Origin of the sequence: Pseudomonas sp. NCIMB 10586, from assembly GCF_023127895.1 — a bacterium.
Taxonomy (GTDB): domain Bacteria; phylum Pseudomonadota; class Gammaproteobacteria; order Pseudomonadales; family Pseudomonadaceae; genus Aquipseudomonas; species Aquipseudomonas synxantha_A.
This window is the reverse complement of sequence record NZ_SPKQ01000045.1, coordinates 280,804-304,314: the sequence shown is the minus strand read 5'-3', so window position 1 is coordinate 304,314 and position 23,511 is coordinate 280,804. Positions and strand designations below refer to the sequence as shown.

Annotated in this window: 27 protein-coding genes; 4 read left to right on the top strand and 23 right to left on the bottom strand. The window is 59.0% G+C overall.

Annotated features, from left to right (window positions below):
• Positions 1 to 15: 15 nt before the first annotated feature.
• The 10 genes from E4P01_RS21260 to E4P01_RS21215 all read right to left on the bottom strand — a co-directional run bounded on the left by E4P01_RS21260 (position 16) and on the right by E4P01_RS21215 (position 8,978).
• Positions 16 to 1,650 (bottom strand): ABC-F family ATP-binding cassette domain-containing protein, encoded by a 1,635-nt coding sequence (locus E4P01_RS21260; RefSeq protein ID WP_216091419.1) that lies wholly within the window; start codon positions 1,648 to 1,650, stop codon positions 16 to 18.
• Between the two features lie 124 nt (positions 1,651 to 1,774).
• The gene (locus E4P01_RS21255; protein ID WP_216091418.1) at positions 1,775 to 2,824 is read right to left on the bottom strand and encodes a DNA topoisomerase IB; all 1,050 of its coding nucleotides are present in this window, start codon (positions 2,822 to 2,824) and stop codon (positions 1,775 to 1,777) included.
• A gap of 74 nt (positions 2,825 to 2,898) precedes the next feature.
• Entirely contained in the window at positions 2,899 to 3,978 is a 1,080-nt protein-coding gene (modC, locus tag E4P01_RS21250; protein WP_032875499.1) for a molybdenum ABC transporter ATP-binding protein, read from the bottom strand.
• Between the two features lie 5 nt (positions 3,979 to 3,983).
• Entirely contained in the window at positions 3,984 to 4,664 is a 681-nt protein-coding gene (modB, locus tag E4P01_RS21245; RefSeq protein WP_216091417.1) for a molybdate ABC transporter permease subunit, read from the bottom strand.
• A complete protein-coding gene (gene modA / locus E4P01_RS21240; protein WP_216091416.1) occupies positions 4,665 to 5,414 on the bottom strand; it encodes a molybdate ABC transporter substrate-binding protein in 750 nt (249 codons plus the stop codon).
• A gap of 113 nt (positions 5,415 to 5,527) precedes the next feature.
• Entirely contained in the window at positions 5,528 to 6,592 is a 1,065-nt protein-coding gene (locus tag E4P01_RS21235; RefSeq protein WP_216091415.1) for a nitronate monooxygenase, read from the bottom strand.
• 96 nt (positions 6,593 to 6,688) lie between these two features.
• Complete coding sequence (ada, locus tag E4P01_RS21230; RefSeq protein WP_216091414.1) at positions 6,689 to 7,738, bottom strand: bifunctional DNA-binding transcriptional regulator/O6-methylguanine-DNA methyltransferase Ada; 1,050 nt, start codon at positions 7,736 to 7,738, stop codon at positions 6,689 to 6,691.
• A 75-nt stretch (positions 7,739 to 7,813) separates the two neighbouring features.
• Positions 7,814 to 8,479, bottom strand: a complete 666-nt coding sequence (gene alkB, locus E4P01_RS21225; protein WP_032875491.1) for a DNA oxidative demethylase AlkB — start codon at positions 8,477 to 8,479, stop codon at positions 7,814 to 7,816.
• 3 nt (positions 8,480 to 8,482) lie between these two features.
• A complete protein-coding gene (locus tag E4P01_RS21220; protein WP_179119827.1) occupies positions 8,483 to 8,650 on the bottom strand; it encodes a hypothetical protein in 168 nt (55 codons plus the stop codon).
• Between the two features lie 25 nt (positions 8,651 to 8,675).
• Complete coding sequence (locus tag E4P01_RS21215) at positions 8,676 to 8,978, bottom strand: DUF1883 domain-containing protein (protein WP_003173824.1); 303 nt, start codon at positions 8,976 to 8,978, stop codon at positions 8,676 to 8,678.
• A 213-nt stretch (positions 8,979 to 9,191) separates the two neighbouring features.
• Between E4P01_RS21215 and E4P01_RS21210 the strand changes: the two genes are divergently transcribed.
• Both E4P01_RS21210 and E4P01_RS21205 read left to right on the top strand, forming a co-directional pair.
• Complete coding sequence (locus tag E4P01_RS21210; protein ID WP_005788197.1) at positions 9,192 to 9,542, top strand: hypothetical protein; 351 nt, start codon at positions 9,192 to 9,194, stop codon at positions 9,540 to 9,542.
• A gap of 164 nt (positions 9,543 to 9,706) precedes the next feature.
• Positions 9,707 to 9,937 (top strand): hypothetical protein, encoded by a 231-nt coding sequence (locus E4P01_RS21205; protein ID WP_005788199.1) that lies wholly within the window; start codon positions 9,707 to 9,709, stop codon positions 9,935 to 9,937.
• Between the two features lie 9 nt (positions 9,938 to 9,946).
• On the opposite strand, the gene E4P01_RS21200 is transcribed toward E4P01_RS21205, so the two are convergent.
• From E4P01_RS21200 to E4P01_RS21145, 12 genes are all read right to left on the bottom strand, one after another.
• Entirely contained in the window at positions 9,947 to 10,228 is a 282-nt protein-coding gene (locus E4P01_RS21200) for a hypothetical protein (protein ID WP_078821328.1), read from the bottom strand.
• A gap of 144 nt (positions 10,229 to 10,372) precedes the next feature.
• The gene (locus E4P01_RS21195) at positions 10,373 to 11,329 is read right to left on the bottom strand and encodes a fimbrial protein (RefSeq protein WP_078821422.1); all 957 of its coding nucleotides are present in this window, start codon (positions 11,327 to 11,329) and stop codon (positions 10,373 to 10,375) included.
• A 50-nt stretch (positions 11,330 to 11,379) separates the two neighbouring features.
• Complete coding sequence (locus E4P01_RS21190; RefSeq protein ID WP_216091413.1) at positions 11,380 to 12,354, bottom strand: fimbrial protein; 975 nt, start codon at positions 12,352 to 12,354, stop codon at positions 11,380 to 11,382.
• 108 nt (positions 12,355 to 12,462) lie between these two features.
• Positions 12,463 to 13,005 (bottom strand): fimbrial protein, encoded by a 543-nt coding sequence (locus E4P01_RS21185; RefSeq protein WP_078821329.1) that lies wholly within the window; start codon positions 13,003 to 13,005, stop codon positions 12,463 to 12,465.
• 11 nt (positions 13,006 to 13,016) lie between these two features.
• Positions 13,017 to 13,496 carry a fimbrial protein gene (locus E4P01_RS21180; RefSeq protein ID WP_078821424.1) on the bottom strand — a complete coding sequence of 160 codons (480 nt, stop codon included), beginning with the start codon at positions 13,494 to 13,496 and terminating at the stop codon, positions 13,017 to 13,019.
• A gap of 29 nt (positions 13,497 to 13,525) precedes the next feature.
• A complete protein-coding gene (locus E4P01_RS21175; RefSeq protein ID WP_216091412.1) occupies positions 13,526 to 14,017 on the bottom strand; it encodes a fimbrial protein in 492 nt (163 codons plus the stop codon).
• A 10-nt stretch (positions 14,018 to 14,027) separates the two neighbouring features.
• Positions 14,028 to 14,609: a fimbrial protein gene (locus E4P01_RS21170; RefSeq protein WP_078821331.1), complete on the bottom strand. Its 582-nt coding sequence runs from the start codon at positions 14,607 to 14,609 to the stop codon at positions 14,028 to 14,030.
• Positions 14,610 to 14,627: 18 nt separating this feature from the next.
• On the bottom strand, positions 14,628 to 15,389 hold the full coding sequence (locus tag E4P01_RS21165; protein ID WP_078821332.1) for a fimbria/pilus periplasmic chaperone: 762 nt from the start codon (positions 15,387 to 15,389) through the stop codon (positions 14,628 to 14,630).
• Positions 15,386 to 17,995, bottom strand: a complete 2,610-nt coding sequence (locus E4P01_RS21160; protein WP_179119828.1) for an outer membrane usher protein — start codon at positions 17,993 to 17,995, stop codon at positions 15,386 to 15,388. Before E4P01_RS21160 ends, E4P01_RS21165 begins: the two co-directional genes overlap by 4 nt.
• Before the next feature lie 19 nt (positions 17,996 to 18,014).
• Positions 18,015 to 18,575: a type 1 fimbrial protein gene (locus tag E4P01_RS21155; RefSeq protein ID WP_216091411.1), complete on the bottom strand. Its 561-nt coding sequence runs from the start codon at positions 18,573 to 18,575 to the stop codon at positions 18,015 to 18,017.
• 51 nt (positions 18,576 to 18,626) lie between these two features.
• Positions 18,627 to 19,148, bottom strand: a complete 522-nt coding sequence (locus E4P01_RS21150; protein WP_078821334.1) for a fimbrial protein — start codon at positions 19,146 to 19,148, stop codon at positions 18,627 to 18,629.
• A gap of 508 nt (positions 19,149 to 19,656) precedes the next feature.
• Positions 19,657 to 19,842: a hypothetical protein gene (locus tag E4P01_RS21145; protein WP_032875460.1), complete on the bottom strand. Its 186-nt coding sequence runs from the start codon at positions 19,840 to 19,842 to the stop codon at positions 19,657 to 19,659.
• Between the two features lie 310 nt (positions 19,843 to 20,152).
• Here E4P01_RS21145 and galU point away from each other — a divergent pair, with 310 nt between their 5' ends.
• Both galU and gorA read left to right on the top strand, forming a co-directional pair.
• Positions 20,153 to 20,992, top strand: coding sequence for a UTP--glucose-1-phosphate uridylyltransferase GalU (gene galU, locus E4P01_RS21140; protein WP_003173830.1), 840 nt, complete (start codon positions 20,153 to 20,155; stop codon positions 20,990 to 20,992).
• A gap of 105 nt (positions 20,993 to 21,097) precedes the next feature.
• A complete protein-coding gene (gene gorA, locus E4P01_RS21135) occupies positions 21,098 to 22,456 on the top strand; it encodes a glutathione-disulfide reductase (RefSeq protein WP_078821335.1) in 1,359 nt (452 codons plus the stop codon).
• Here the strand turns inward: gorA and E4P01_RS21130 are convergent, their stop codons facing one another.
• Positions 22,457 to 23,464 (bottom strand): DNA-binding protein, encoded by a 1,008-nt coding sequence (locus E4P01_RS21130; protein ID WP_032875454.1) that lies wholly within the window; start codon positions 23,462 to 23,464, stop codon positions 22,457 to 22,459. It abuts the gene before it with no gap.
• Positions 23,465 to 23,511: the final 47 nt, after the last annotated feature.

The following is a 23,511-nucleotide window of genomic DNA, read 5'->3' as shown; positions in this document are numbered from 1 at the left end:
GTATGCGCAATGACTTCAGGCACGTTCCAGTTGCCAGCCTGTGGGGTGCCAGGTCAGATGATGAGTCGGCGCGATCGCCTGCAAGAATGCAGGGTCGTGTGACACGGCCAGCATCGCGCCGGTAAATCCCTTCAAGGCCTGCTCAAAGGCAAGCACCGACTCCAGGTCCAAGTGGTTGGTGGGTTCATCCAGGAGCAACAATTGCGCTGGTGTATCACGCCACAAGGCAACGGCCATGGCGGCTTTCAAGCGCTCGCCACCGCTGAGTTGCCCGGTCGGCCGCGTGACCCGCGAAGCATCCAGCTGCAGCAGCGCCAGGCGCGTGCGCAGTTCGGCTTCGGCCAACGGCGTGTCGAGCAGGTTGAGCTGCTCGACAACGCTGCACCGGTCATCCAGCAACGTCAGCTGCTGATCGATATAAGCGCTGGGCACCGCCACTGTGCACCCGCCACTCACCGCCTGCCACTGGCCTGCAAGTAATTTGAGCAGGGTGGATTTACCGCAACCGTTCGGCCCGCGCACGGCAACGCGTGCGGCCCCCGACAGGCTGATCGTCAGATAGGTGGCCGACGCCTTGGGGTCGAGCCAGGGCAATTGCGCATGTTCCAACGTCAGGACCTGCCGGCCGTTGGGTACTGCCGAGCCTGGCAAGGCGAGCAGGGTCGGCGTCTCATCCACTACGCGCGCGTAGGCTTGGCGCACCTGGGCGTCGAGTTGGTGTTTGTGATCGTGGTGGGCACTGCGCACCGTGCTGACGACTTCCTTGGCAGCGCTTTTCCAGCGGGACTTGGTAAAACGGTCGACGTTGGCGGTCTCGGCCTGCTTGCGTGAGCGCGCAGCATGGCGCTGGAGGCTGTCATGGTCTTTTTGCAAGCGCCGACGCTCACGGCTACGTTCCTGGCGCGCATGTTCCCATGCGGTGATAGCGGCGTGCTGTTGGGTATCGCGTTGCTGTCGATAGGCAGCGTAGTTGCCGCCATACACCTGAACGCCAAGGGGCGATAATTCGATGATGCGCGCCATGGTGTCGAGTAATTGGCGGTCATGGCTGACCACCACCAGGCCGCCGCGCCAATCAGCCAGTTCTCGCAACAGCCACTCGCGCCCGGCGCTGTCGAGGTGGTTGCTGGGTTCGTCCAGAATCAACAACTGCGGCGCCGCCAACAGCGCTCCGATCAGCGCGACCCTGGCCAGTTGGCCGCCGCTGAGTCGGTCGGATTGAGTGTCGGCGGCAAGTGTTGGCAAGCCTGCGGCATCCAATGCCAGGCGCAGACGCTCTGCGAGGTCCCAGCGATCATCGATCAGTTCCAGATCGCCCAGGCGGCCGTCGCCGCGTGCCATACGCTCCAGGGCGGCCAGGGCAGGGGCGGTGCCGGTGATATGGGCGACAGTTTCTCCCGCTTGAATCGTCAACGCCTGGGGCACATAGATCAGGCTGAGTGGTCTTTTCAATGTGCCTGAGGACGGTTGCAGGATGCCGGCCATCAACTTCGCCAGGATACTTTTGCCACGGCCATTGCGCCCGACGATGCCGGTGTGGGTGCGATCAATGGACAGGTTCACGTCCTCCAGCAAGGTTTCGCCATTGGCGAACTGGAAAGACACATGTTGCAGGGAAACAAGAACGGGCAGCCGGTTGACGTCAGTCATCAGCACCTCCAAAAAAATGTCGAACAGGCCAACAAGCGCGCCAGGCGGCTCGTTGCGGATACATTCTGGAAGGCTTAGTTATTCACGTCGGCGCTCGTCCCGTAAATCAAAAGGGGCGCAAAGGCTAACCCACCTTGGCTTTGTGCGGCAAGTCTTCGGCCAGCTTCTCCAGGAACATCGCCAGGGCGACTTCCTCGGCTTTCAGACCCTTGCGCACTCGTGGTTTGGGCAGTTTCGACAGTTCGCCGAGGCTGAAATGCTCAAGCACCGCGGGGTGGATGTAGCACTTGCGGCACACGGCGGGCGTGTTGCCCAACTGCCTGGCCACGTCCTTGACCATTCCTACCACGTGTCGCTTGGCGTCTGACTCCGGCTGCCACGCCAACTCGCGCAACACCGCCAATGCCATCGCCGTGCCCGCCCAGGTGCGGTAGTCCTTGGCGGTGAAGTCTTCGCCGGTGAGTTCGTGCAGGTAAGCGTTGACGTCATGGGAACTGACGGTGTGGCGTTCACCGTCTTCGTCCAGGTACTGGAACAGGTTCTGCCCGGGCAATTCCATGCAGCGCTTGACCACGCGGGCCAGGCGTCGGTCCTTGACACTCACTTGGTGCTCGACACCGCTTTTGCCGCGAAACTGAAACTGGATTTCGCTGCCCTTGATGTCCACATGGCGATTGCGCAGGGTGGTCAGGCCGTAGGATTTATTCTCGCGGGCGTATTGGGTATTGCCGACGCGGATCAGCGTGGCGTCCAGCAACGTCACCACCGTGGCCAGCACCTTTTCGCGGGTAAAGCCGGGCTCGGCGATTTGGGCTTCCAGCTGTTTGCGCAATTTTGGCAAGGCGCTGCCGAATGCCTGCAACCGCGAATACTTGTCGCTGTCACGCACTTCGCGCCAGCGTGGGTGGTAACGGTATTGCTTGCGGCCACGGGCGTCGCGGCCGGTGGCTTGCAGATGGCCGCGCGGGTCGGCGCAGATCCACACATCGGTGTAGGCGGGCGGTACAGCCAACGCGTTCAGACGTTTGATTTGATCGGCATCGGTAATGCGCTGGCCTTTTGCGTCCAGGTATTGAAACTTGCCCCGCAGCTTTTTACGGCGGATTCCAGGCTGGGTGTCATCCACATAATGCAGGTCACGGGGCAGGTCGGCGGGCAACGAAGAGTCGGGCATGGTGCGGGTTCCTTGGCAACAAATCAGGCCGGTATGTCTGATTGACCGCAGCGTTTTGCGGTCGTGCCAATTGCTTAAGCCAGCACCGCCACCGCCTTGATTTGCGCCCATAGCACCTGGCCCGGATGCAGTTGCAGCTGGTCGCGGGAGAAACGCGTGATACGTGCCAGCAAGGGTGTGCCGCCGGCATCCAGGCGTACCAGAACATGGGCGCTGTTATCCGCCCCCATATCCTGGATGACCGTCACGGGCAAACGATTGAGGATGCTGCTGTGTTCGTCCGCTTGCAGGTTGAGGCTCACATCCCGTGCCTGGATCTTGACCCGCAACGGTTTACCCACCGCCACCGGCGCATGGGCCACGCGAATCTGCAATCGGCAGTCAGGCAGTTGCAGGGTGAGCAACTGATAGTGCGCGTCGTAGGCAATGACGCTGCCGGCGATCACCACGCCGGCATCGTCGCCCAGGGCCAGGGGCAAATCGAGACGCGCCAGGGTTTCGCCGATGGGGCCGCTGGCCAGGGCCTTGCCGTCGCTGAGCAGGACGATATGGTCGGCCAGGCGCGCGACTTCATCCTGGGCATGGCTGACGTAGAGCACCGGGATATCCAGCTCGTCGTGCAGGCGCTCCAGGTACGGCAGGATCTCGTTTTTGCGTTTGCTGTCCAAGGCGGCCAGCGGTTCATCCATCAGTAACAGCCTGGGGCTGGTGAGCAAGGCCCTGGCGATACCGATGCGCTGACGCTCGCCCCCGGACAGGTGTTGTGGGTGACGCTCAAGCAGGTGACCGATGCCCAGCAGCTCGGTGGCCTGGGCCATATCCACACGCCGTTGCGCGCGCGGGATGCGCTTGAGGCCGAACTCCAGATTGGCCCGCACCGACAGGTGAGCAAACAGGCTTGCCTCTTGGAATACATACCCCAAGGCGCGTTTATGCGGTGGTACGAACAGCCCGTTGCGGCTGTCTTGCCAGACCTCATCATTGATCTGTACAAAACCCTCCTCGGCGCGCTCCAAGCCGGCGATACAACGCAGGCAGGTGGTCTTGCCGGAGCCGGACTGCCCATATAACGCGGTCACCCCGCGCCCAGGCAATTGCAGGTCCACGTCCAGCGCAAAGGCGGAATATTTCAAGTTCAGGCGTATATCAATCATCGCGATCAGCTCCAGCCCATCCCGGTTTTGCGGCTGGAGTACAACGCCAGCAATACGAGGAACGCGAACATCACCATGGCGCCGGCCAACCAATGGGCCTGGGCATATTCCATGGCTTCGACGTGGTCGTATATTTGCACCGAGACTACTCGGGTCTTGTCCGGGATATTGCCTCCGATCATCAACACCACGCCGAACTCGCCGACGGTATGGGCAAAACCGAGGATCGACGCGGTGATAAAACCCGGGCGTGCCAGGGGCAGGATCACTGTAAAAAACGTGTCCCACGGATTGGCGCGCAAGGTCGCGGCTACTTCCAATGGGCGTGTGCCGATGGCGGAAAAGGCGTTCTGCAACGGCTGCACCACGAACGGCATGGAATAGATCACCGAGCCGATCACCAGCCCGGCAAAACTGAATGTAAGCGTGCCCAGGCCCAGCCATTGGGTGAACTGGCCGAAGTAACCGTTGGGGCCCATGGTCAACAGCAAGTAGAAACCGATGACCGTTGGCGGCAGCACCAACGGTAATGCGACTACTGCACCGACGGGGCCGCGCCACCATGAGGTGGTGCGCGACAGCCACAGGGCTATCGGAGTGCCGATGATCAACAGGATCACAGTCGTCAGTGACGCCAGTTTGATGGTCAACCAGATCGCGGAAAAGTCAGCACTCGACAGGGGCATTTACAGCTCGTAGCCGTAGGATTTGATGATGGCAGCGGCTTTCGGGCCTTTCAGGTACTCAACCAGCGCCTTGGCAGCGGCGCTGTCCTTGCCTTTGTTGAGGATCACGGCGTCCTGTTTGATCGGGTCATGCATGGATGCCGGAACAATCCACGCCGAACCGCTGGTGACTTTGCCGTCTTTATAGATCTGCGACAAGGCGACAAAGCCCAGCTCGGCATTCCCGGTGGATACGAACTGATAGGCCTGGGTGATGTTCTGGCCTTCGACGAGCTTGTCCTTGACCTGCGCGGTCAAACCTTGCTTGGCCAGTACCTGGGTGGCGGCCAGGCCATAGGGCGCGGCTTTGGGGTTGGCGATGGACAGGTGCTTGAATTGATTGTGCTTGAGCACTTCACCTTTGGCGTCCACGTAGCCTGCTGTTGCCGACCACAGCGCAAGGGTGCCGACGGCGTAGGTAAAGCGCGACCCCTTGACCGTCTGGCCTTCGCTTTCGAGCTTCTGCGGGGTAGTGTCATCGGCGCTGAGGAACACCTCGAACGGCGCGCCGTTCTTGATCTGGGTATAGAACTGCCCGGTAGCACCGTAAGCCGCGACCAGTTTATGACCAGTGTCTTTCTCGAAGTCGACGGCAATTGCCTGGATCGGCGCGGTGAAGTTGGCGGCCACGGCCACCTGCACTTCATCGGCATGGGCCGAACCCAGCACGAACACGGCAAGCAGGGGGGCCAGGCGCGAGATAAGGTTCATCGTGAAGCGACTCCTTGGGCTGTACGGGGCGTTCAGGTAGAAGGCTCTACCGCTATGTATGGGAATATATAGCGGTTGGCCATTGCCGGTACAGTGCAAAGTTGCCGCTGATGTCAGTGGCGCGCGAGTCCGGTCAACGCCTGCTCGGACAATTGAAGCGTCAGGTCATAAGTGGACAGGTCTTTGCCAAGCCCCAGTGCCTGGCCCGCCCACAGGTTGCTGAAACCTGCTTCATCCTTGGCCTTGAGCGGCATTAACGCACCTCCGGCTTTGGGGAATGCCGGGGCGCTCGGGTTGATCGGGCCGAGCTCCCGCATCACGCGGTTGACGATGCCCCGCGCCGGGCGGCCGGTGAAGAGGTTGGTCAGTGCCGTCTCACTGGCCTGGGCATGGCGCAGCGCGTGGTGGTGCGAGGCGGTGATGCTGGCTTCGGGCGTGAACAGGTACGCCGTGCCGATCTGGACTGCCGAGGCGCCCAGGGCAAGGGCCGCGACGATGCCACGCGCATCACCGATGCCGCCTGCGGCAATCACCGGCACGCTGACTGCGTCGACCACTTGCGGCACCAGTGCCATCAAACCGATCTGGCTGTTCAGGTCATCGCTGAGGAATAGGCCACGGTGCCCACCGGCTTCAATGCCCATGGCAATAATTGCGTCGCAGCCGTGTTTTTCCAGCCAGATCGCTTCCTCAACGGTGGTGGCCGAGGACAGCACTTTGGCGCCCGTGGCTTTTACCCGATCGAGCAAGGACGTTTCCGGCAGGCCAAAATGAAAGCTCACGACTTCCGGGCGCAGTTGTTCCACCAACTGGCACGCCGCGTCGTTGAACGGTGCGCGATTGGACACGGGGGTGGGCGCATCAAAATCGGCACCAAGTTCGTGATAGTAGGGTTGCAGCACATCCTTCCAATGGCGGTCACGCTCTTCATCGGCCACAGGCGGCTGATGGCAGAAGAAGTTCAGATTCAACGGCCGTGTACTGGCCTGGCGGATGACAGTGACCGCTTCACGCAGTTGCTCGATACTCAGCGCTGCGGCAGGCATGGAACCCAGCGCCCCCGCGCGTTGGGCAGCGATGACCATGGCGGTGGTCGTCGCGCCGGCCATTGGCGCCTGGATGATCGGCACGTCGATGCCCAGCAGGTCGAAAATACGGGTGTCTGGCCAGGTGCTCATGGGATGCGTCTCCAGCGTTAGTAGGGCATTTCGCTGTTTTAGCAGGGCCGTTGGCGCCGGGCCACTCTGTTTTATTCACTGGACGAGAATGGCATTTTATGAGGAGGGGGTTTCGCGCTTCAGCAGCTCACGTTTGCGCTCCACCCCCCAGCGGTACCCCGACAGTTCGCCATTGCTGCGTACCACACGATGACAGGGAATCGCCACCGCCAGGTGGTTGGCACCACAGGCCTGGGCCACGGCGCGAAAGGCGGTGGGCGCACCGATGTGCTCGGCTATCTGGGCATAGCTGGCGGTACTTCCTACCGGGATTTCGCGCAATGCCTGCCATACCCGTTCCTGAAAGGCAGTGCCGCGCAGGTCCAGAGGCAGATCCAGGCCCAGGGCAGGGGCTTCGACAAAGCCCACCACCTGGGCGACCAGTTGTTCGAAATCCTGATCCGCGCCAACCAACTCTGCCTTGGGAAACTGATCTTGCAGGTCGCGCACCAGTTTATCCGGATCATCCCCGAGCAAAATCGCACACACGCCACGCTGACTCTGCGCCACTAGAATTGCGCCCAGCGAGCATTGGCCGACGGCAAAGCGAATGGTGTTATTGACGCCGCCGCCTTTGTAGTCCTTAGGTTTCATGCCGAGTAGCTGGTCAGCCGCTTCATAAAAACGGCTGTTGGCGTTAAAGCCTGCGTCATACAGGGCGTCTGTCACCGACTGCTGCCCCTTGAGGCCATCGCGGACCTTGCGTGAGCGCAGGGCGCTGGCGTAGCGCTTGGGGGTCAAGCCAGTGCCGGCTTTGAACACACGGTGGAAGTGGAACGTGCTCAACCCGGCCTGGCCAGCCAGTACATCCAGGCTCGGGGGCGTTTCAGCCTGTTCGATCAGCCGGCAGGCGTCGGCGACTAACTGCGCATGGTAAGCCGCCAGTTGAGTCTGATCGCCCGCAGCGCGTTTGCTGGCACGATAACCCGCGGCTTCGGCCTGGGCCGGTGTGTCGAAGAACTCGATATTCTCAGGGCGTGGCAAACGCGAAGCACTGCTGGGGCGGCAATACACGCCCGTGGTTTTCACGCCGTAGACAAACAGGGCATCTGCCTTGGCATCGCGGGCAATGATGGCGGCCCAGCGCGGATCGTGTTCGTTGTTCATGGCCTGCACTCCAGACGGTTCAGGGGCAGATTAAGCGGGTCGCCCACCGGTAAAACTCCGAAGCTTGCGGTCAAATTAGCCGGCGGTGCGAAAGGTCAGGTTGATGCGTTGCGCGCCCATGACCGGATGCTCGCCGGCCTTGATCGGCATCACCCCATGAAAGCGCAGGCGATCAACCCCGCCCCACACCACCACATCGCCATGGAACAGCGAGACTTTTTGCGTTTTGTCACTGCGCTCATGGCCACCGAACAGGAAAATCGCCGGTAGGCCGAGGGACACCGAGACCACCGGCGCGCTGTAGCTGCGCTCGTTCTTGTCCTGGTGCAGAGACATCTTTGCCCCTGGCACGTAACGGTTGATCAGGCAGGCGTCAGGCAGGAAGTCGCGGAAGCCGGCCTCGGTTGCCGCCGCCATGGCCAGTTGGCGCAACGCATCCGGCATGGCGGGCCAGGGTTGCTGGTTGCGCGGGTCGAGTGGGCTGTAGCGATAGCCGCGGGTATCGGTGGTCCAGCCCAGTTCGCCGCAACTGCTCAGCGCTGCCGACATGGTAAAGCCACCGGGCGTGACCATTTGCCGAAAGGGGGACTGGGCCAGCACACGCCGCAACTCAGGTAGCAACCGCTCAATCCAGGGCAGGGCATAGCCCCTTAGAACGTAGGATTCTTCACCGATCTGCTCGCGCCCGGCAGGTTGTTGCAGGGCATCATCGGCGAACAAATCGGCAGTAGGGCCCGGCATGACTTACAGCGCCTTGCTCACGGTGATGTCGGTAATTACGTCGCTGGCATCGTGAATTTTCGCCAGGGCTTGCTTGGCTTCTTCGACGCTGTTGGCGGTCAACTGGGCAAATTCGAAGCGGCGTTCGCCGTTGAGCTTGTACTTGATGACGTATTTGGTCGTAGGGTTCACTGCTTTTTTCCTGTCAGTTGCTGGTTCAGCTCAGCTTGGTGCTGGTGCGACGAACGATGCGGATCTTGTGGGACAGCGCTGGCTTGCGGGTCACGCTGATGGCGCGACGGGTCACCACATCAAGGGTGATGTTCCAGAAGCCGGTGCTGGGTGCAGTGATCTTGGCCGGGAATTTATCGAATGCACCGCCGTGGTAGGTATGGCGCCCGCCATTTTTGAAGCTGCGAAAGTTCGCATCGCTCATCAAGCGGATGTTGCAGGTCTGTGAACATTCGATAACGACAATGTCTCCCTCGTTGAGGTGCTCACGCTGGTGAATGAATTTCATGCGGGTGTCTCCAGAAGGGCTTTTTCTGAAAAATCAGAACGATACGTAGGTTAAGATGGAGTTTATCAGCCCCAGCGCGTTTATTATCGGGCCGTCGTCGACGACTTCGACAATTAAAAACAGTTATTTACCGTGTTATCAGAGATAAATCCTACGTTGCTGGGAGAAATTTACCATCCTCGCTGTCGTAGGGTCTTTATCGGAGGTTTTAGTATGAAGTGGAGTGTGTTGGTGCTGGCCTTGGCAATTGCTGGGTGTGCTTCGGTTGCAGATATCAAGCAGACCCCGCCAACGTTGGTGGTCATCTCAGGGAAGAAACCGCAGGAATATGCGGCGTGTGTTGTGCGCAAACTGGAGGCGACCCGTCGGCCGCCACAGATCGAACCCCATAAAGACGGTATCCAGGTCATCGTGCCGCAGAAGTTTTCGGCGGACCCTTCTGCGATCTTCGAAATCGAAGACCGCTCCAGTGGTAGCAGCATCAAGCTCTATGAAAGCATGTCCAACGTGCCGATCCGGCCGGGCGACGTGAAGAAAGCCGGGGAAGAGTGCATTTCCGGCTGAGGCCGAGGCTCATCCTGAGCTACGAACCCGATAAAAAATCCAACACCGCGCAGGCGCGGTATGCATCCAGGGCTGGGCATCCGTTAAACTGCCGGGCATTCACTACAAAGATGCCGCTCAAACCTTGGGATTGAGCGGCATTTGTTCTTTCTGGAAAGCCTGTTATGAAACGAGAAATCGTCAAAGCCCGCCACGCCGAAGGTCAGATTGCAGCGACCCATGTCATCCAGAACCCCGCCGACTTGGGCGAGTGGATCGTGTTCTTCAAAAAAAGCGGCGGTCGCAGCTACTTCCTGGTAGACGATCAGGATGAGGTCGAGTCATTCCCGCGGCTGGATGACCTGATTGAAATATTGCGTGGCCTGGGGATCAAGTTCGCCGAAGTGCATCTATAGCGCAACGGCTTACTTGCACACGACCACCACACTGCGACCTTTAAAGTTGCCCACGTCCTGGCCCAGGGTCTTGTCGCTGTCCTTGAGGGCTGGGGTGCCATTGGTGCCGACGATGCGGTAACCGGTGCCGGCACAGGAGGCATCAGCTTTCTCGTAGCAACTGGCCCATGAGTTGGCCTCGCCCGAGCAGTCGATGGTCAAGCCTTGCTCGCCATTTTTCAGCAGGGTGTCTGAAGTGGTGGTGCAACCGGCCAGTGCCAGTACTGCGGTCAGTGCCAGGATTTTGTTCATAAAGTCATCATCGAGAAGAAGTGGAGGGCGCTGACACTGTCGTGGGGCGTTGGCGCGGATTATAGCGAACTGCCACCTGGTGCGCAGTCCCAGATACAAGATCTTCGACTGCTCACTCCAAAGTGCCTCAGCCTCGCATCTGTGTCATGGCACGCCCATCACGAGCACTCCGCTGCCGCTTGTGGCCCCGGGGGTGGGGAGGGAACCCGCGCGCCGAGCCAGGGAAAACGTCACTTCATCGCCGCCCACGCTGTTGGTAATTTGGGTCCGGAACGAAGCGTTGACCGGCACCGCGGCCCCTGCACGAACAAGTGCAGTTCCCACGTTCGAATTGCTCATCCGTAGCAGGCGGCTGTCAAACGAAGACGGTATGCCTTTGTAGGTAATGGTGATGGGCGTTGTAATCCCGCCATCCGGGCATGAGTAGGTAAGTCTACGGTTGACGCGGATGGGGGTAGTCAGGGGGTCACTGCCCAACGCCCGTTGGTTGACGTCGCCAAAGTTGATCTCGATGGGGTTGTTATTGTTGATCGTGCATGTCGACGGCGAGACGGTGAAGTTGTTGGCGGCGGTATAAGTAACGGTGAGCTGCGGTCGAGTGCCGTCGTAATTGTTCGAACTGGTGAGGCGTAACAGGCCCAGGTTGTCGCCTATCCGAACGTCAAACGGGTTCGACGGGTAATTACGCAGCAGAATATAGGGGGTGACGTTGACAGGGTAAAAGACGCCGTTGTTAGGCACCGTGACTATCCCTATACCCGCCGGAACCGGGGTGTTATAGAACGAGCCATTGATGCGCAAGCCTGTGCGCTCGCCGGAAAACTTCGGGCCAGGCGTCCAAGGCGTACCTGAGGCATTGCCTGATGCCCAGTAGTCTGCATGCCAAGCCGGCCCGCCACTGTAGGTAAATCGACATTCCAGCCTTGCACCTTCCAGCATGAGCCGCGTGCGGTCCGCACTGAGGGTGACCATGACAGGCACTTGCAGGTTGGGGTTGCCGTTCTGCCAGGAACCTCCATTGACCCGGCAATCGACGGCTTGCGCAGTCGTTGCCATGCCACCGAGGGCCAGAAGCACAAGGGCACCATGTAGTCGTTTCATTCTTTTCTCTCGTTGTTCCAGAATCTGCATTTGCGCCTCTTTCACCTTTTTCATGGCACACCCATCACGAGTACGCCGCTCCCGCTGATAGCCCCGGCCGTGGGAAGAGAGCCCGCACGCCGGACCAGGGAAAACGTCACATCATCGCCCCCCACGCTATTGGTAATCCGGGTCAGGAACGAACCGTTGACTGGCACTGCGGCTCCCGCACGCACAAGGGCTGTACCCACATTCGCGTTGGTCATCATCATCAGCCGATTATCGAAAGACGATGGAACGCCTTTGTAGGTAATGGTGATTGGGGTTGTGATGCCACCATCCGGGCATGAGTAGGTGAGCCTGCGGTTGGTGCGGATGGAGGTTGTTAAAGGATCAGTGCCTATCGCACGCTGATTGACGTCGCCGAAGTTGATTTCAATGGGATTGTTATTGTTGATGGTGCAGGTTGACGGCGATATGGAGAAGTTGTTGGCGGCAGTGTAGGCGAGGACGAGCGCTGTCCTGCCGGCGTCGTAGTTGTTTGTCTGGTTAAGTCGCAATACACCCAGGGTGTCGCCTATCCGTACGTCAATAGGGTTTGTCGGATTGTTGCGAATCAAAATATAGGGTGTGACTGCCAGGGGGTAGCCGATGCCGTTATTAGGAATGGTGAGTATCCGGATACCATCCGGGACAGGCGTATTGAAGAACCCTCCGTTTATCCGTAGACCGGTGCCCTGATTGCTGAATTTCGGGCCAGGCGTCCAGGCAGGACCCGCTTGTGCCGAGGTGGCCCAGTAGTCTTGTAACCACGGGGGGCCACCAAAAGAAGTGAATTTGCACTCTATGTTCGCCCCTTCAAGAAGAATGCGGGTAGGGTCGGCACCCAGCTGGACATACACCGGGATTTGCAGGCTTATCGTCCCACCAGGGTTCACCGTTTGCCACGCTCCACCATTCACACGGCAATCGGCAGCGTTTGCGATTGATGTGACGCCAACCAGGAGAAGAAGCGCCATGGCTCCAGAAAGTGGTCTGATCTGCATTTCTCGGTACTCCTCTAACTGAACGTTGCCCACATGCATCCGGCCTGTGCTGAAGTCGCCCGGAAAAGATTCCTGGTTCGCAGAGACTGTCTTCAATTCGTGAATGATCTATGGATAGTCCAGCGTGAACGTGGACGTCACTGTGTAGGCACCGTGCCCGATGCTCTGGTCCTGGATAGCCCGCGGCTCGCCCTGCACATAGGCCTTGAGCTCGATCACATTATTGCCATCGCTCAACACCTGCCTGTCGCTGACGGTATTGAGTGGCAGGGGCTGGTTACCCGGCGTCTCCAGGCCTACTCCAATGCCGGAGGCGCCGCTACCGCCATCGAGCGCGAGCAATCCGGGGAGCTCGGGGTTTTCCCTGCCGCCGAACGTGATCGTGACTGTGTTGCCAACCGTGGTGTCGCAGTCCTCCAGGTGCAGCTTGAAAACCTTTCCGAGTGAGCGGGTGTTGAGGTAGAGGTACTTGCTGGTCAGGTCCCAGAGTTCCAGGGTAATGGCTTCGTCGCCGGGACGAATCGTGCAGGCTTCTTCAACCAGGTTGCCTCTGAAACTCAGGTTGTCCGCTGCGTTACCTTCGGCGATCAAGCCCAGGCTCAGTACCAGCGCGGCACAGGGCCACACCGGGTGGATGCGTTTATATCCCATGGACTCAACTCCTACTGGTATTCGGCCAACAACGTGGCCACCGCGGTAAAGCGGGCGGGTGTCAGGGTTGCGCCAGGTTGTTTGACCGGAACCACTTCCAATACCGGTGGCGACGACAGGCTGATTTCCAAGGGGGAATTCAGGACAAATGGCTGGCTGTTCTGGAAAACCCGAATACCCAGTGCTGGTACGCTGGTCTGTACCGCCGAACTGTCAAACGTTGTCGCGGTACCGTTGACGCTCAACTTAAGCTCCCAAGGCAGCGTGTCGGTGCCACAGTTGATGGTGTAGCCGACGCTCTGGCGGTATTTCACCCCATCGACGCGCTTTACGCCGACATCGCCAAAATCCACTTCAATGGTATTGCCGGCATCGATGGTGCAGGGCGGGGGCTCGTTCAGTGTTCCGCTGAAGGTCAGGTTGGCCGACACGCCGCTGCAAAAGCTGATGGCGCACAAGGCGAGCAATGCTTTCTGCGGCCAAAAGGTCATGGATCGTTTCTCTTCATGGGTAATCGACTTCATTGGTAATCCACCACCAGAGTGGCGATCGCATCGAAGGCCCCGCCTGTCAACTTACTGCCGACGCGCTTGACCGGTACAGCCTGAACCACCGGGAAATTGGGATAGGTAAAGTTCACCGCCGTGTTCAAAGGCCAGTCAGTGCCATTGACGAACAGCTTCACCCCAAGGTCTGGCTTGCGGGTCACGAGCACGCGACTGTCAAACGCAGCCCCGGTGCCCTTGAGTTCCAGTGTCAGCGCGTTGCTGTACGGCGCATCACAGGTAACGGTGTAGGGCACACCACGGCGGTAGTTGATTCCGTCGATCCTTGAGGTCAGCAGGTCATTGCCGAATGGCACATCGAGCGTACTGCCGCTGTTGATGACGCACGGCGGCGGCGCAATGATCACCGCACGGATGGTCAGGCTGGTCTCGGCCTGCGTCGCCTGGCTGACGGCCCACATCAGGCCGCCTATAAACACGGCCCACAAGCCGTTTGAGTTCGCCATTTTTCTGCCCTTACTCATAATTGAGCCTGAAGTCCACCACTGCCCGGAATGCCCCGCTGGTCAACGGTGCGGAGGTGCGTGTGGGCCGAACGTTCCAGGTCTGGGTGGCGCCACCCAGGGGCAGGAACAAAGGTTCCCCCCGCTGACCCAGGTTTACATCCCGGCCAAGCACATCAGTTAATTGAAGGCCCATCCCGCTGATGCCTTGCACTTTGACCAGGCGTGAATCATCGGCATCGGCCGGTGCGAGGAACGCTACCGACAGCACCGGTTGAAAGGCACTCCACGTCAGATTGCCTGTGCGTTCACTGCGGATGCTGCCGGCGGTGCGGTGGCAATCGGTGAAGCGCAACTGGAATGCCACTGACCTTGCCTGATCGCCAGGACGACGCAATTGGCTGGTGGAGACATCGCCCAAATCAATGGTTTGATGCACCGACGTCATCTCCAGGTTGCAGGGGGTTTCATGCATTGATCCGGAGATATTCAGTCGTCCGCTCATGCCTTCTATATCGTCTTCATCCTGGGCCTGCGCGCTCCCGACAAGGGCCAGTAGCAGGCCGCCCAAGACCTTCACATAGTGCGATTTCATGGCTGACTCCGGTCGGTATTACGGTGTGAGCGGGGCTGCTTGCAGGTTCACCTTGCAAGTCTCGCCACTGCAGGTGAACGCCAGCAGCGGACGTCCGCCGTAGTCATTCACGTAGGCCAGATAAGGCGAGGTGCCGAGGGCCTTGGCGGTCGGGCCCAGGGTCAGCGAGCCTTTGGGGGGGACCATCAGCGGTTCGAAACCCGGCACGGTCTTGCCATCCCTGGTGCTGCGTGCATCCACCAGGGTCACGAAGTACGGCGTTGGGTTGTTCACCTGGTAATGTTCGCCTTGCCGTGAAAGGGTCAGCTTTTCCTGCCAGGGGTTGGACAGATCTTGCTGGGTCGGAGTGATGGCTTGCGGTCGATAGAACAACTTGATCCGGGTTTGCAGCGCGATTTGCAGCGTGTTGGCCTTGTCGCTGCGCGGCGGAATTTCCCGCAGATTGAAGTAGTAGACCGTCTCCCGATCCTGCGGCAAGGATTTGGCCGCGGGCAGTGCCTGGACCTTTACCTGGCTTTGTTTGCCAGGCTCCACACGCTGCACCGGTGGCAGCACGATCAAGGGTGCGGTGATTTTCTGACCCTGTTCATCCTCAATCCATCCTTGGGCCAGGTACGGCAACTGGGTGTTGTTGTTGGTGATATTCACGCTGGTGGCGTCCTTGCTTCCGTCAAAGATCACGCGTGTACGGTCCAAGGCAATCGCAGCGTGGGCGCTTTGGCTCAGGCTGAAGGCCAGCATTGCGATGGACGAGAGGGTGAGGCGTGTATTGAGCATCATGAGGATGTGTTCTCCGTGGCGGTGTGCTGGCCGGTCAGCTTGGACGGCGCGGGCGAGGTTTGATCAGTGGCTACCATTGGGCAATCCAGTTGCAGGGCATGGGTCAAGCCATCAGCCGGCAAATCCAAAGGCAGCGTAAGAATGCAGCGCGAATTTTCTCCCCAGGTGACGAACATCTGCTCACCTGCCTGGATACCGCTGAGGTACACACTGCCGCCATCATTCACAATGCCGGTGTCCTGTTGCTTAGCGTTCTTAACCATTGCTCCGAAGGGCGGCGTACTGCCATCCGGCAGGCGCAGTACCGCCATGGCTTTCTCACCGGAAATCACCTCCAGGGATCGGTAGCCGATGGCACCTTCGGTGAGGGTCACTTGCGTGACAGATTGCGTGGCTTCGACGTTTTTCGGCAGGCGCTCCAGATCCACGCTGGCCGCCGTACGCTGGTAACTGCTCAAATCGGAAATCACTGCTTTGCCAAAGGCGTTGCTGCGTGTCGGCGTGCCGTAACCGCGCACTGGCACATCGGCTACACCGCCGGTATCGACCATCAGACGCGTGCCGCCCATGCTGCTGGTTCGATGCAGTGCTGCGCCGTGGGGCGTGAGGGTGCCGCCACCGCGGGCCGACATGCTCAGGCTGGTGTTGCCCTGTTGACGGCTGGCGGCCAGCGTCAAGTCAGCCTGATCGCCCATGTGGCTCAGGTAACCGCTGGCGGAATTGTCACTTGCACTGAGCTGGTAGCTGTTGCGTTCATCCAGGCGATCGCTGTAGCGCGTTGAAAAGCCGCTCTTGCCTGCTGTTCTGTTCGCGTCCAGCGATAACGTGCCACTGCGTCCCAGCGGCAGGCTGACCGTCAGCGCCATGCCGTTATCCTTATAGCTGTAGTCCTGGGTGCGATAGACATTCAGGGACAGGCTCAGATTCTTGACGGTGCCGACATTGAAGTAGCGAGATACCGACAAGTTCCAACGCTGGCTGGAGGGCCGCGACCAGTAAGTTTGTTTGTTGTAACTGGCGTACACCGTGGCACCCAAGTCGCGAAACTGTTTGTTGATCGTGGCGGTATACAGCGCCTTACTGCCCCCTATAGGTTTGAATTCGCCAGCGTATTGACCGAACTCGTCGTATTTTCCGCGCCCTGCGAGTTCGCCGTTCATTCCATAATGACGAGCATCCAGGTATTCGCTCATGCTTAAGAAGTTCTTATCGGAAAACCGATAACCTGCGAAGGTTACTTGGCTGTCGTATTGTTCGAAGTTCTTGGAGTATTGCAGGCGATAGGATTTGCCCGAGAGGGTCTGATTCCACACGTTCGCATGGGACTGGGTGACATCCAGGGATAATGCTCCTAACACCAGCAAGTCACGACCTGCACCGACAGTGGCCGCATGGTAGTTGTTATCGGTAATGGCGCCGCCGAACAATGACCAGCCGTTGCTGACCCCCCAGGAGAATTCGCCGGTGCCGAAAAAGTTACCGTCAGCCCCGTATTGAAGATCGGAAGGCCGTCCGGTCGCGAGTTTGTAGCGGATTTGCCCGGGGCGCGTCAGGTAAGGAACACCGGCAGTGTTGAGCTTGAAGGTTTGCACCGAGCCGTCCTGCTCTTCCACGCGCACATCCAGCGTACCCGTGACGGCGTCATTGAGGTCCTGAATGCGAAAGGGGCCGGCCGCCACCAGGGCTTCATACAGCACGCGGCCTTGCTGGCTGACGACGACCCTGGCGTTTGTCTTGGCAACCCCGACAACCTCCGGCGCATAGCCGCGCAAGTTCGGTGGCAGTTGGCTTTCGTCCGAATTCAGCGCGGCACCGGTAAAACGGAAGCTGTCGAACAGGTCCGAGTACAGGTAGTTCTCGCCCACCACCAATCGCGCCTTCAGCGAAGGAATGGCGCGGTAAGCGTAGTAGCGGCTCCACTCCAGCTTCTGCTCCCCGGCGGATCGGTCCCTCGCGCTGTCGACGCGTCCCTGCCAATCGGCACGCAGGCGCCAGGCCCCGGCATTGGCCCCCAGGGTTCCATTGCCGCTCAGGTGATTGCGTGTATTTTGGTTTTTCTGGGCGTTGGACTGTGCCGTCAGGTTGTAGTCAACCAGTAATCCCGGCACTCCCTCATCCCAGCGCGCGGGTGGATCCCAGTTGAGGGCGCTGTATTCAAGGTAGGCATGGGGCAGGTTGATGTTCAGCGTGGAGGTGGCCAGGTCAGCGCTCACCTCTGTACCTGGCAGGCCTTGGGTATCCAGGCACTCGCCGTTTTTCCACGCGGTGAGCTTGGTGGCATCCGACGCCTTCAGCCCCAACAGTTCCACCAGGCCAGGGGACAAGCATGCCTGGCTGCCCTTGGGATCATGCTCGGGAGGGTAGAAGGCCACCGCTTGCTCGGAAACAGGCTGGCCATTGATCTGCACAAGCATCGTGTAGGTCCCGGGCAGAATGAAACCGCTACGGGCGAAGCGGGACAAATCAATATTGGTGCGATCATTCAAATCAAGCACGTCGGTATTGAATTCGATATCCCCGGCGCCCAACGCGGTTCCGGCCAGCGACATCAGCCCGCCTACCAGGCTGGGGCGAAGCGTATTTTTGATCTTCGACGCATTCAGCATGAAAGCAACCCATCAATGTTCAAAAGTATTCCAACTTGAACCGCACTGCGACCCGGTGAGCCCCCGGTGCCAGTGGCAGCCCGTTGCCGACCAGTCGAAGCGTGTAGTGCAGTGTCATGTCACCTTCAGCCAGGGGGTGCGGAGCCATCGGCTCGCCCGGCACACTCTCTTGGCCAGCCGAATCCCAGATATGGAAGGCAACCCCCTGTGAGTCTCCAAAGGCGGCAAAGGAGCGGCCGTCCCTGTCGCGAGGCCCGTCGAAGGTCACCCGCAGATGCTCCCAATCAGGCAGCGTGGCCCCAGGCCGCGACGGGTCCGGGCGCGTCAAGGAGCAATTGACCAGGCGTAATTCGAAGGGGTGTGGCTCGCCCAATGCATTGCGCAATAGCCTGCCTATAGGCTCGGGGGGCATCTCGATGGACTGATCGGCACTGATCAGTTCCAGCCCGCATGCGGAGTCGACGATCACGCCACCCAGCGTGACAACGCCTTCGCCCTGGGCAGGTGGCTGGGCGAAACTCCAGGGACTGATGAACATCGTCAACGAGGAGGTGACTGCGAGATTTAAGAATGTTTTCACCGGTATCTCCCACCCGTCCCCCCGCCACCCTCAGGTGGCGGGGGGAACAACTTACTGATAGGCCAAGGTGAAGTTGGTGACGGCGCTGAAATCACCGGGGACGATGTCGCCGGTAGCCGCGCCTTGAACGTAGGCACCGAATTCCAGGGTGTTATCACCCGTGGAAATGGCTTGCGGGGTTGTAGCGACGCCCAGCTCAACGGGTTTGCCGCCGTGGGTCATCATGATGCCAATGCGGCCTGCACCACCGACGGTACCGATTGCACCTGGAACATCGTTTGAGGGGGCGGCGGTGAAGGTAGTGGTTACCGTGTTATCGGTAAGGTCCGTCAGGTCGCAGCCCTCCAGTTCGATTTTCACGCTTCGGGCTTCCGACTTGCCGCCGGCCTGCAATTGATGCTTTGCGATGGCGCCGAGGTTAACGGTCTGGTCGATGGATTCAGGCTTGATGGAGCAAGCACCCGAGTGGACCGATCCGAGGAAGGTGACTGTTCCATCTGCGGCATGAGCTCCTGAGATCGAGCCGGCGAACAGCCCAAGGGTAAACAGCGCAGTTTTAAACTTAGTTTTCATTTGCAGACGCCCACATAAAAATGTCATTGAAAAGTCCCGCCGCTATTGGGTCTGGGACTGACGGTTTCACCGCAAAAGTGGCGCCCGGTAAATCCCGAAGTCGTCAGCCGAGTCAGCTTTCTAATAATCAGGTTTTCCAATTAATTGCATTGCAATCCGGCGGCACGTTTGAGGCGGAAATGATTGTGTGGCTTTGCACTGTGGAAGTAAGTCGGCGCATTCGTTTAGTGGTGTAGCCGTAACGTATAGCGATATATAGGAAGGATATGGCAATTTGCCAAAAATTTTATTTTGACTGTAAGAATTGAACTACATGCAGCTAAATGAGAATGTTTTAGTTAGGGTTTTGGATGTAAGAATGGGATTACGCGAATTGAAAAACAATAGTCGTTTACCAAGCGAAACAACTAAGTGTCGGGGGGCGCAGAGGTCGCAGGGCGCCGACAAATACAGGCGTCCACAAAAAAGCCCCGTCGACCGGGGCTTTTTTGTGGCGGTGTGGCGAGGCTTACTTGTTTTTCGGGCGTTTGCTCGACGCGTGGCCTGCTTCATCCACAAACACTTCAGCTACGGCAATCGCCTGGCTCTCGGTAGCAAATGTTCCGGCAACGCTGTCGCCGTGAAAATTGATCAAGTGCCAGCCGTCTGCACGCTGCGTGATCAGGTAGCCGTTTACACCTTTGGGTTCTGACATCTATTGGCAATCTCGTGGTCTGATTCAAGGCGGCCATGATACCGCCAAACGGCTGAGGGGGGCGCGAGTTGTTGCAGGTCAGTGCCAGGCGGCGAAAAGCGTGCTAAAACCATTGCAGCCCTTTTAAATAAAGGGGGGGCGGGTGTGTTTCGTCTGATCGTGGGCAACCCCTTTGCAAGATCAGCGGAACTTACGCCGACATTTTTTCTCTATGATGCCATCGCAACGCCAGCAGGACCCATTGTAAGGTGACTGCGGCCTGATTAGACTGCGCCGAATTCCGTACGCACAGCCCTTTGTAAGGACTCATATGATCAAGAAATGCTTGTTCCCAGCAGCCGGTTACGGCACTCGCTTCTTGCCAGCGACCAAAGCCATGCCCAAAGAGATGCTGCCGGTGGTGAACAAGCCACTGATTCAGTACGGCGTGGAAGAAGCCCTGGATGCCGGCCTGAACGAGATCTCCATCGTTACCGGCCGCGGCAAACGCGCCCTGGAAGACCACTTCGACATCAGCTATGAGCTGGAAAACCAGATCAAAGGCACCGACAAGGAAAAATACCTGGTCGGTATCCGTAAATTGCTCGACGAGTGCTCGTTCTCCTACACCCGTCAGACTCAAATGAAAGGCCTCGGCCACGCTATCCTTACCGGTCGCCCGCTGATCGGTGACGAACCGTTTGCCGTGGTCCTGGCGGATGACCTGTGTGTGAACCTGGAAGGTGATGGTGTGCTGACCCAGATGGTCAAGCTCTACCAGAAATACCGCTGCACCATCGTTGCGGTCATGGAAGTCAACCCAACCGAAACCAACAAGTACGGTGTTATCGCCGGCGACGATATTGGCGATGGCTTGATCCGCGTGCGTGACATGGTCGAGAAGCCAGCGCCGGAAGATGCTCCGTCGAACCTGGCGATCATCGGTCGTTACATCCTCACCCCGGACATCTTCAAACTGATCGAAGAAACCGAGCCGGGCAAGGGTGGCGAAATCCAGATCACCGATGCGCTGTTGAAGCAAGCCAAAGACGGTTGCGTAATTGCCTACAAGTTCAAAGGGCAGCGTTTTGACTGCGGTGGCGCCGAAGGCTACATCGAAGCAACCAACTTCTGCTACGAGCACTTCTACAAGACTGGCAAGGCCTACTGATTCACGCTTGCCGCACTGTTTCAAGAGAAAGCCACCTTCGGGTGGCTTTTTCGTTTTTCAGCCCCATGTAAGTCGGTATGCTGGTGTCCTGCCGAGGAGAGTGAAATGGCCTACGATTTTGACCTGTATGTAATTGGCGCCGGTTCCGGCGGTGTTCGTGCGGCGCGCTTTGCCGCAGGCTTCGGTGCCAAGGTGGCCGTTGCGGAAAGCCGCTATCTGGGCGGCACCTGTGTGAACGTCGGCTGCGTGCCGAAAAAGCTGTTGGTGTACGGCGCGCATTTTGCCGAAGACTTCGAGCAAGCCAGTGGCTTCGGTTGGTCATTGGGCGAAGCGAACTTTGACTGGGCAACCCTGATTGCCAACAAGGATCGCGAGATCAACCGTCTTAATGGCATATATCGCAACCTGCTGGTCAACAGCGGGGTGACCCTGCATGAAGGCCATGCGCGTCTGGTAGATGCGCATCAGGTAGAGATCAACGGCGAGCGCTTTACTGCCAGGCACATCCTGATCGCTACCGGCGGCTGGCCGCAGATCCCGGAAATTCCAGGGCGTGAACACGCGATCGGTTCCAATGAGGCGTTCTTTCTTAAAGAGCTACCCAAGCGCGTACTGGTGGTGGGTGGTGGTTACATTGCAGTGGAATTCGCCGGAATTTTCCATGGTTTGGGTGCCAACACCACCTTGCTGTATCGCGGCGACCTGTTCTTGCGCGGTTTCGACGGTTCGGTGCGCACCCACCTAAAGGAAGAACTGACCAAGCGCGGGTTGGACTTGCAGTTCAATGCCGACATCGAGCGCATCGACAAGCAAGCCGACGGTAGCCTCAAGGCCACCTTGAAGGATGGCCGCGTGCTGGAAGCCGACTGTGTGTTCTACGCCACCGGTCGCCGCCCGATGCTCGACAACCTGGGGCTGGAAAATACCGGTGTGAAGTTGGACGAGCGCGGCTTCGTTGAGGTGGACGATCTTTACCAGACCGCCGAACCATCGATCCTGGCCATTGGCGATGTGATTGGTCGGGTGCAACTGACGCCGGTCGCCCTGGCTGAAGGCATGGCCGTGGCGCGGCGCCTGTTCAAGCCTGAGCAGTACCGTGCGGTGGATTACGCCAACATCGCAACGGCGGTGTTCAGCCTGCCGAATATCGGCACCGTCGGGCTGACGGAAGAAGACGCGCGCAAGCAAGGCCACAAGGTGCAGATCTTTGAAAGCCGTTTCCGGCCTATGAAGCTGACCTTGACCGACTGCCAGGAAAAGACCCTGATGAAACTGGTGGTCGATGCCGACACCGACAAGGTCTTGGGCTGCCATATGGTCGGTCCGGATGCAGGCGAAATCGTGCAGGGGCTGGCGATCGCGCTCAAGGCGGGCGCGACCAAACAGCATTTCGACGAGACCATCGGCGTGCACCCGACGGCGGCCGAAGAGTTCGTCACCATGCGCACGCCTGTGGCCGATTGATCAGGATGGTTGTGCTGTCTCTGGCGCCGTTGCAACGGCGGCGGCCAGGCGCAGCGCGTCGATGCTGGCCTGGGCCTTGATCAGGTCCAGTTCCAGTGCCTTGTTGCGCTGCTGATTTTCAAGTAGCGCCTCCTGGCGTGCCTGACTGTCCAGTGCTGCAACCCGCAGGCGCTCCTGAAGCAGGGCGCGCTCGCTGTCGATCTTGCTCAGGTGCTCATTGAGCTTGAGTTGTGCGGCCTGATCCTTGCGGGTCTGATCCTGCAATGCGTTCAGTTCCTTGGTGGTCACTCGCTGCTCAATCAGCAGGCGTTCATTATCGCGATGCAGTTGGGTGATTTCATCCTGGCGTACGAGTGCGCTTTGCTGCGCCTGGCGCAATTCGGCTTGAACCTGCTGCAGCTGGCCTTCATGGCGACGCTGCTCTTGCTCGCGCTGTTCCTTTATCGCGTTGCGGTAATGCTCAAGCGCGTCGCGTGCGTGCAGGTGTTTCTCTTCCAGTGAGCGAATCTGTTCGTCCTTGTCGTTGATCCGCAACTCGTAATCACTGCACGCCTGGCTCAACCCGGCGTTACGGGTTTGCTCGGTTTGCAGGCTGGTGCTGACGGTTTGCAGCGCAGCGCTTTCTTCCGCCAGGGCTGCGGCCTGGATATCAAATTGCTGCTTGAGCTGAGTGTGTGCCTCTTCAAGCGCCTCAACCTGGGCGAGCAGGGCGGTTTTCTGCTGTTCAAATTGCGCCAGCGCCAAGTCAATCGGCTCCTGAGCCTTCTCTTTCAGGCGCTGGGCCAGACGTGCAACCAGCTCGCCTAGCTCGTCGTCAATCGGCGCCTCGGTAATGGTCAGCCGGGTTTCACTTTCGTCCAGCTCCTTCAAATAGCGATGAATAGTGGTTTTGGAACCGGTATTACCCATCTCGATCCGTACTGCGTCGATGCTGGGGTTTTCGCCGCGGGCAAGGATTGCCAAGCGTGCCGTTTGAACTACTGCTTTGTTTATGCCGCCGCGAGCCATGGAGTCTCCGTCGATTTAGTACTGTGGTACATGGTATGTATATACAT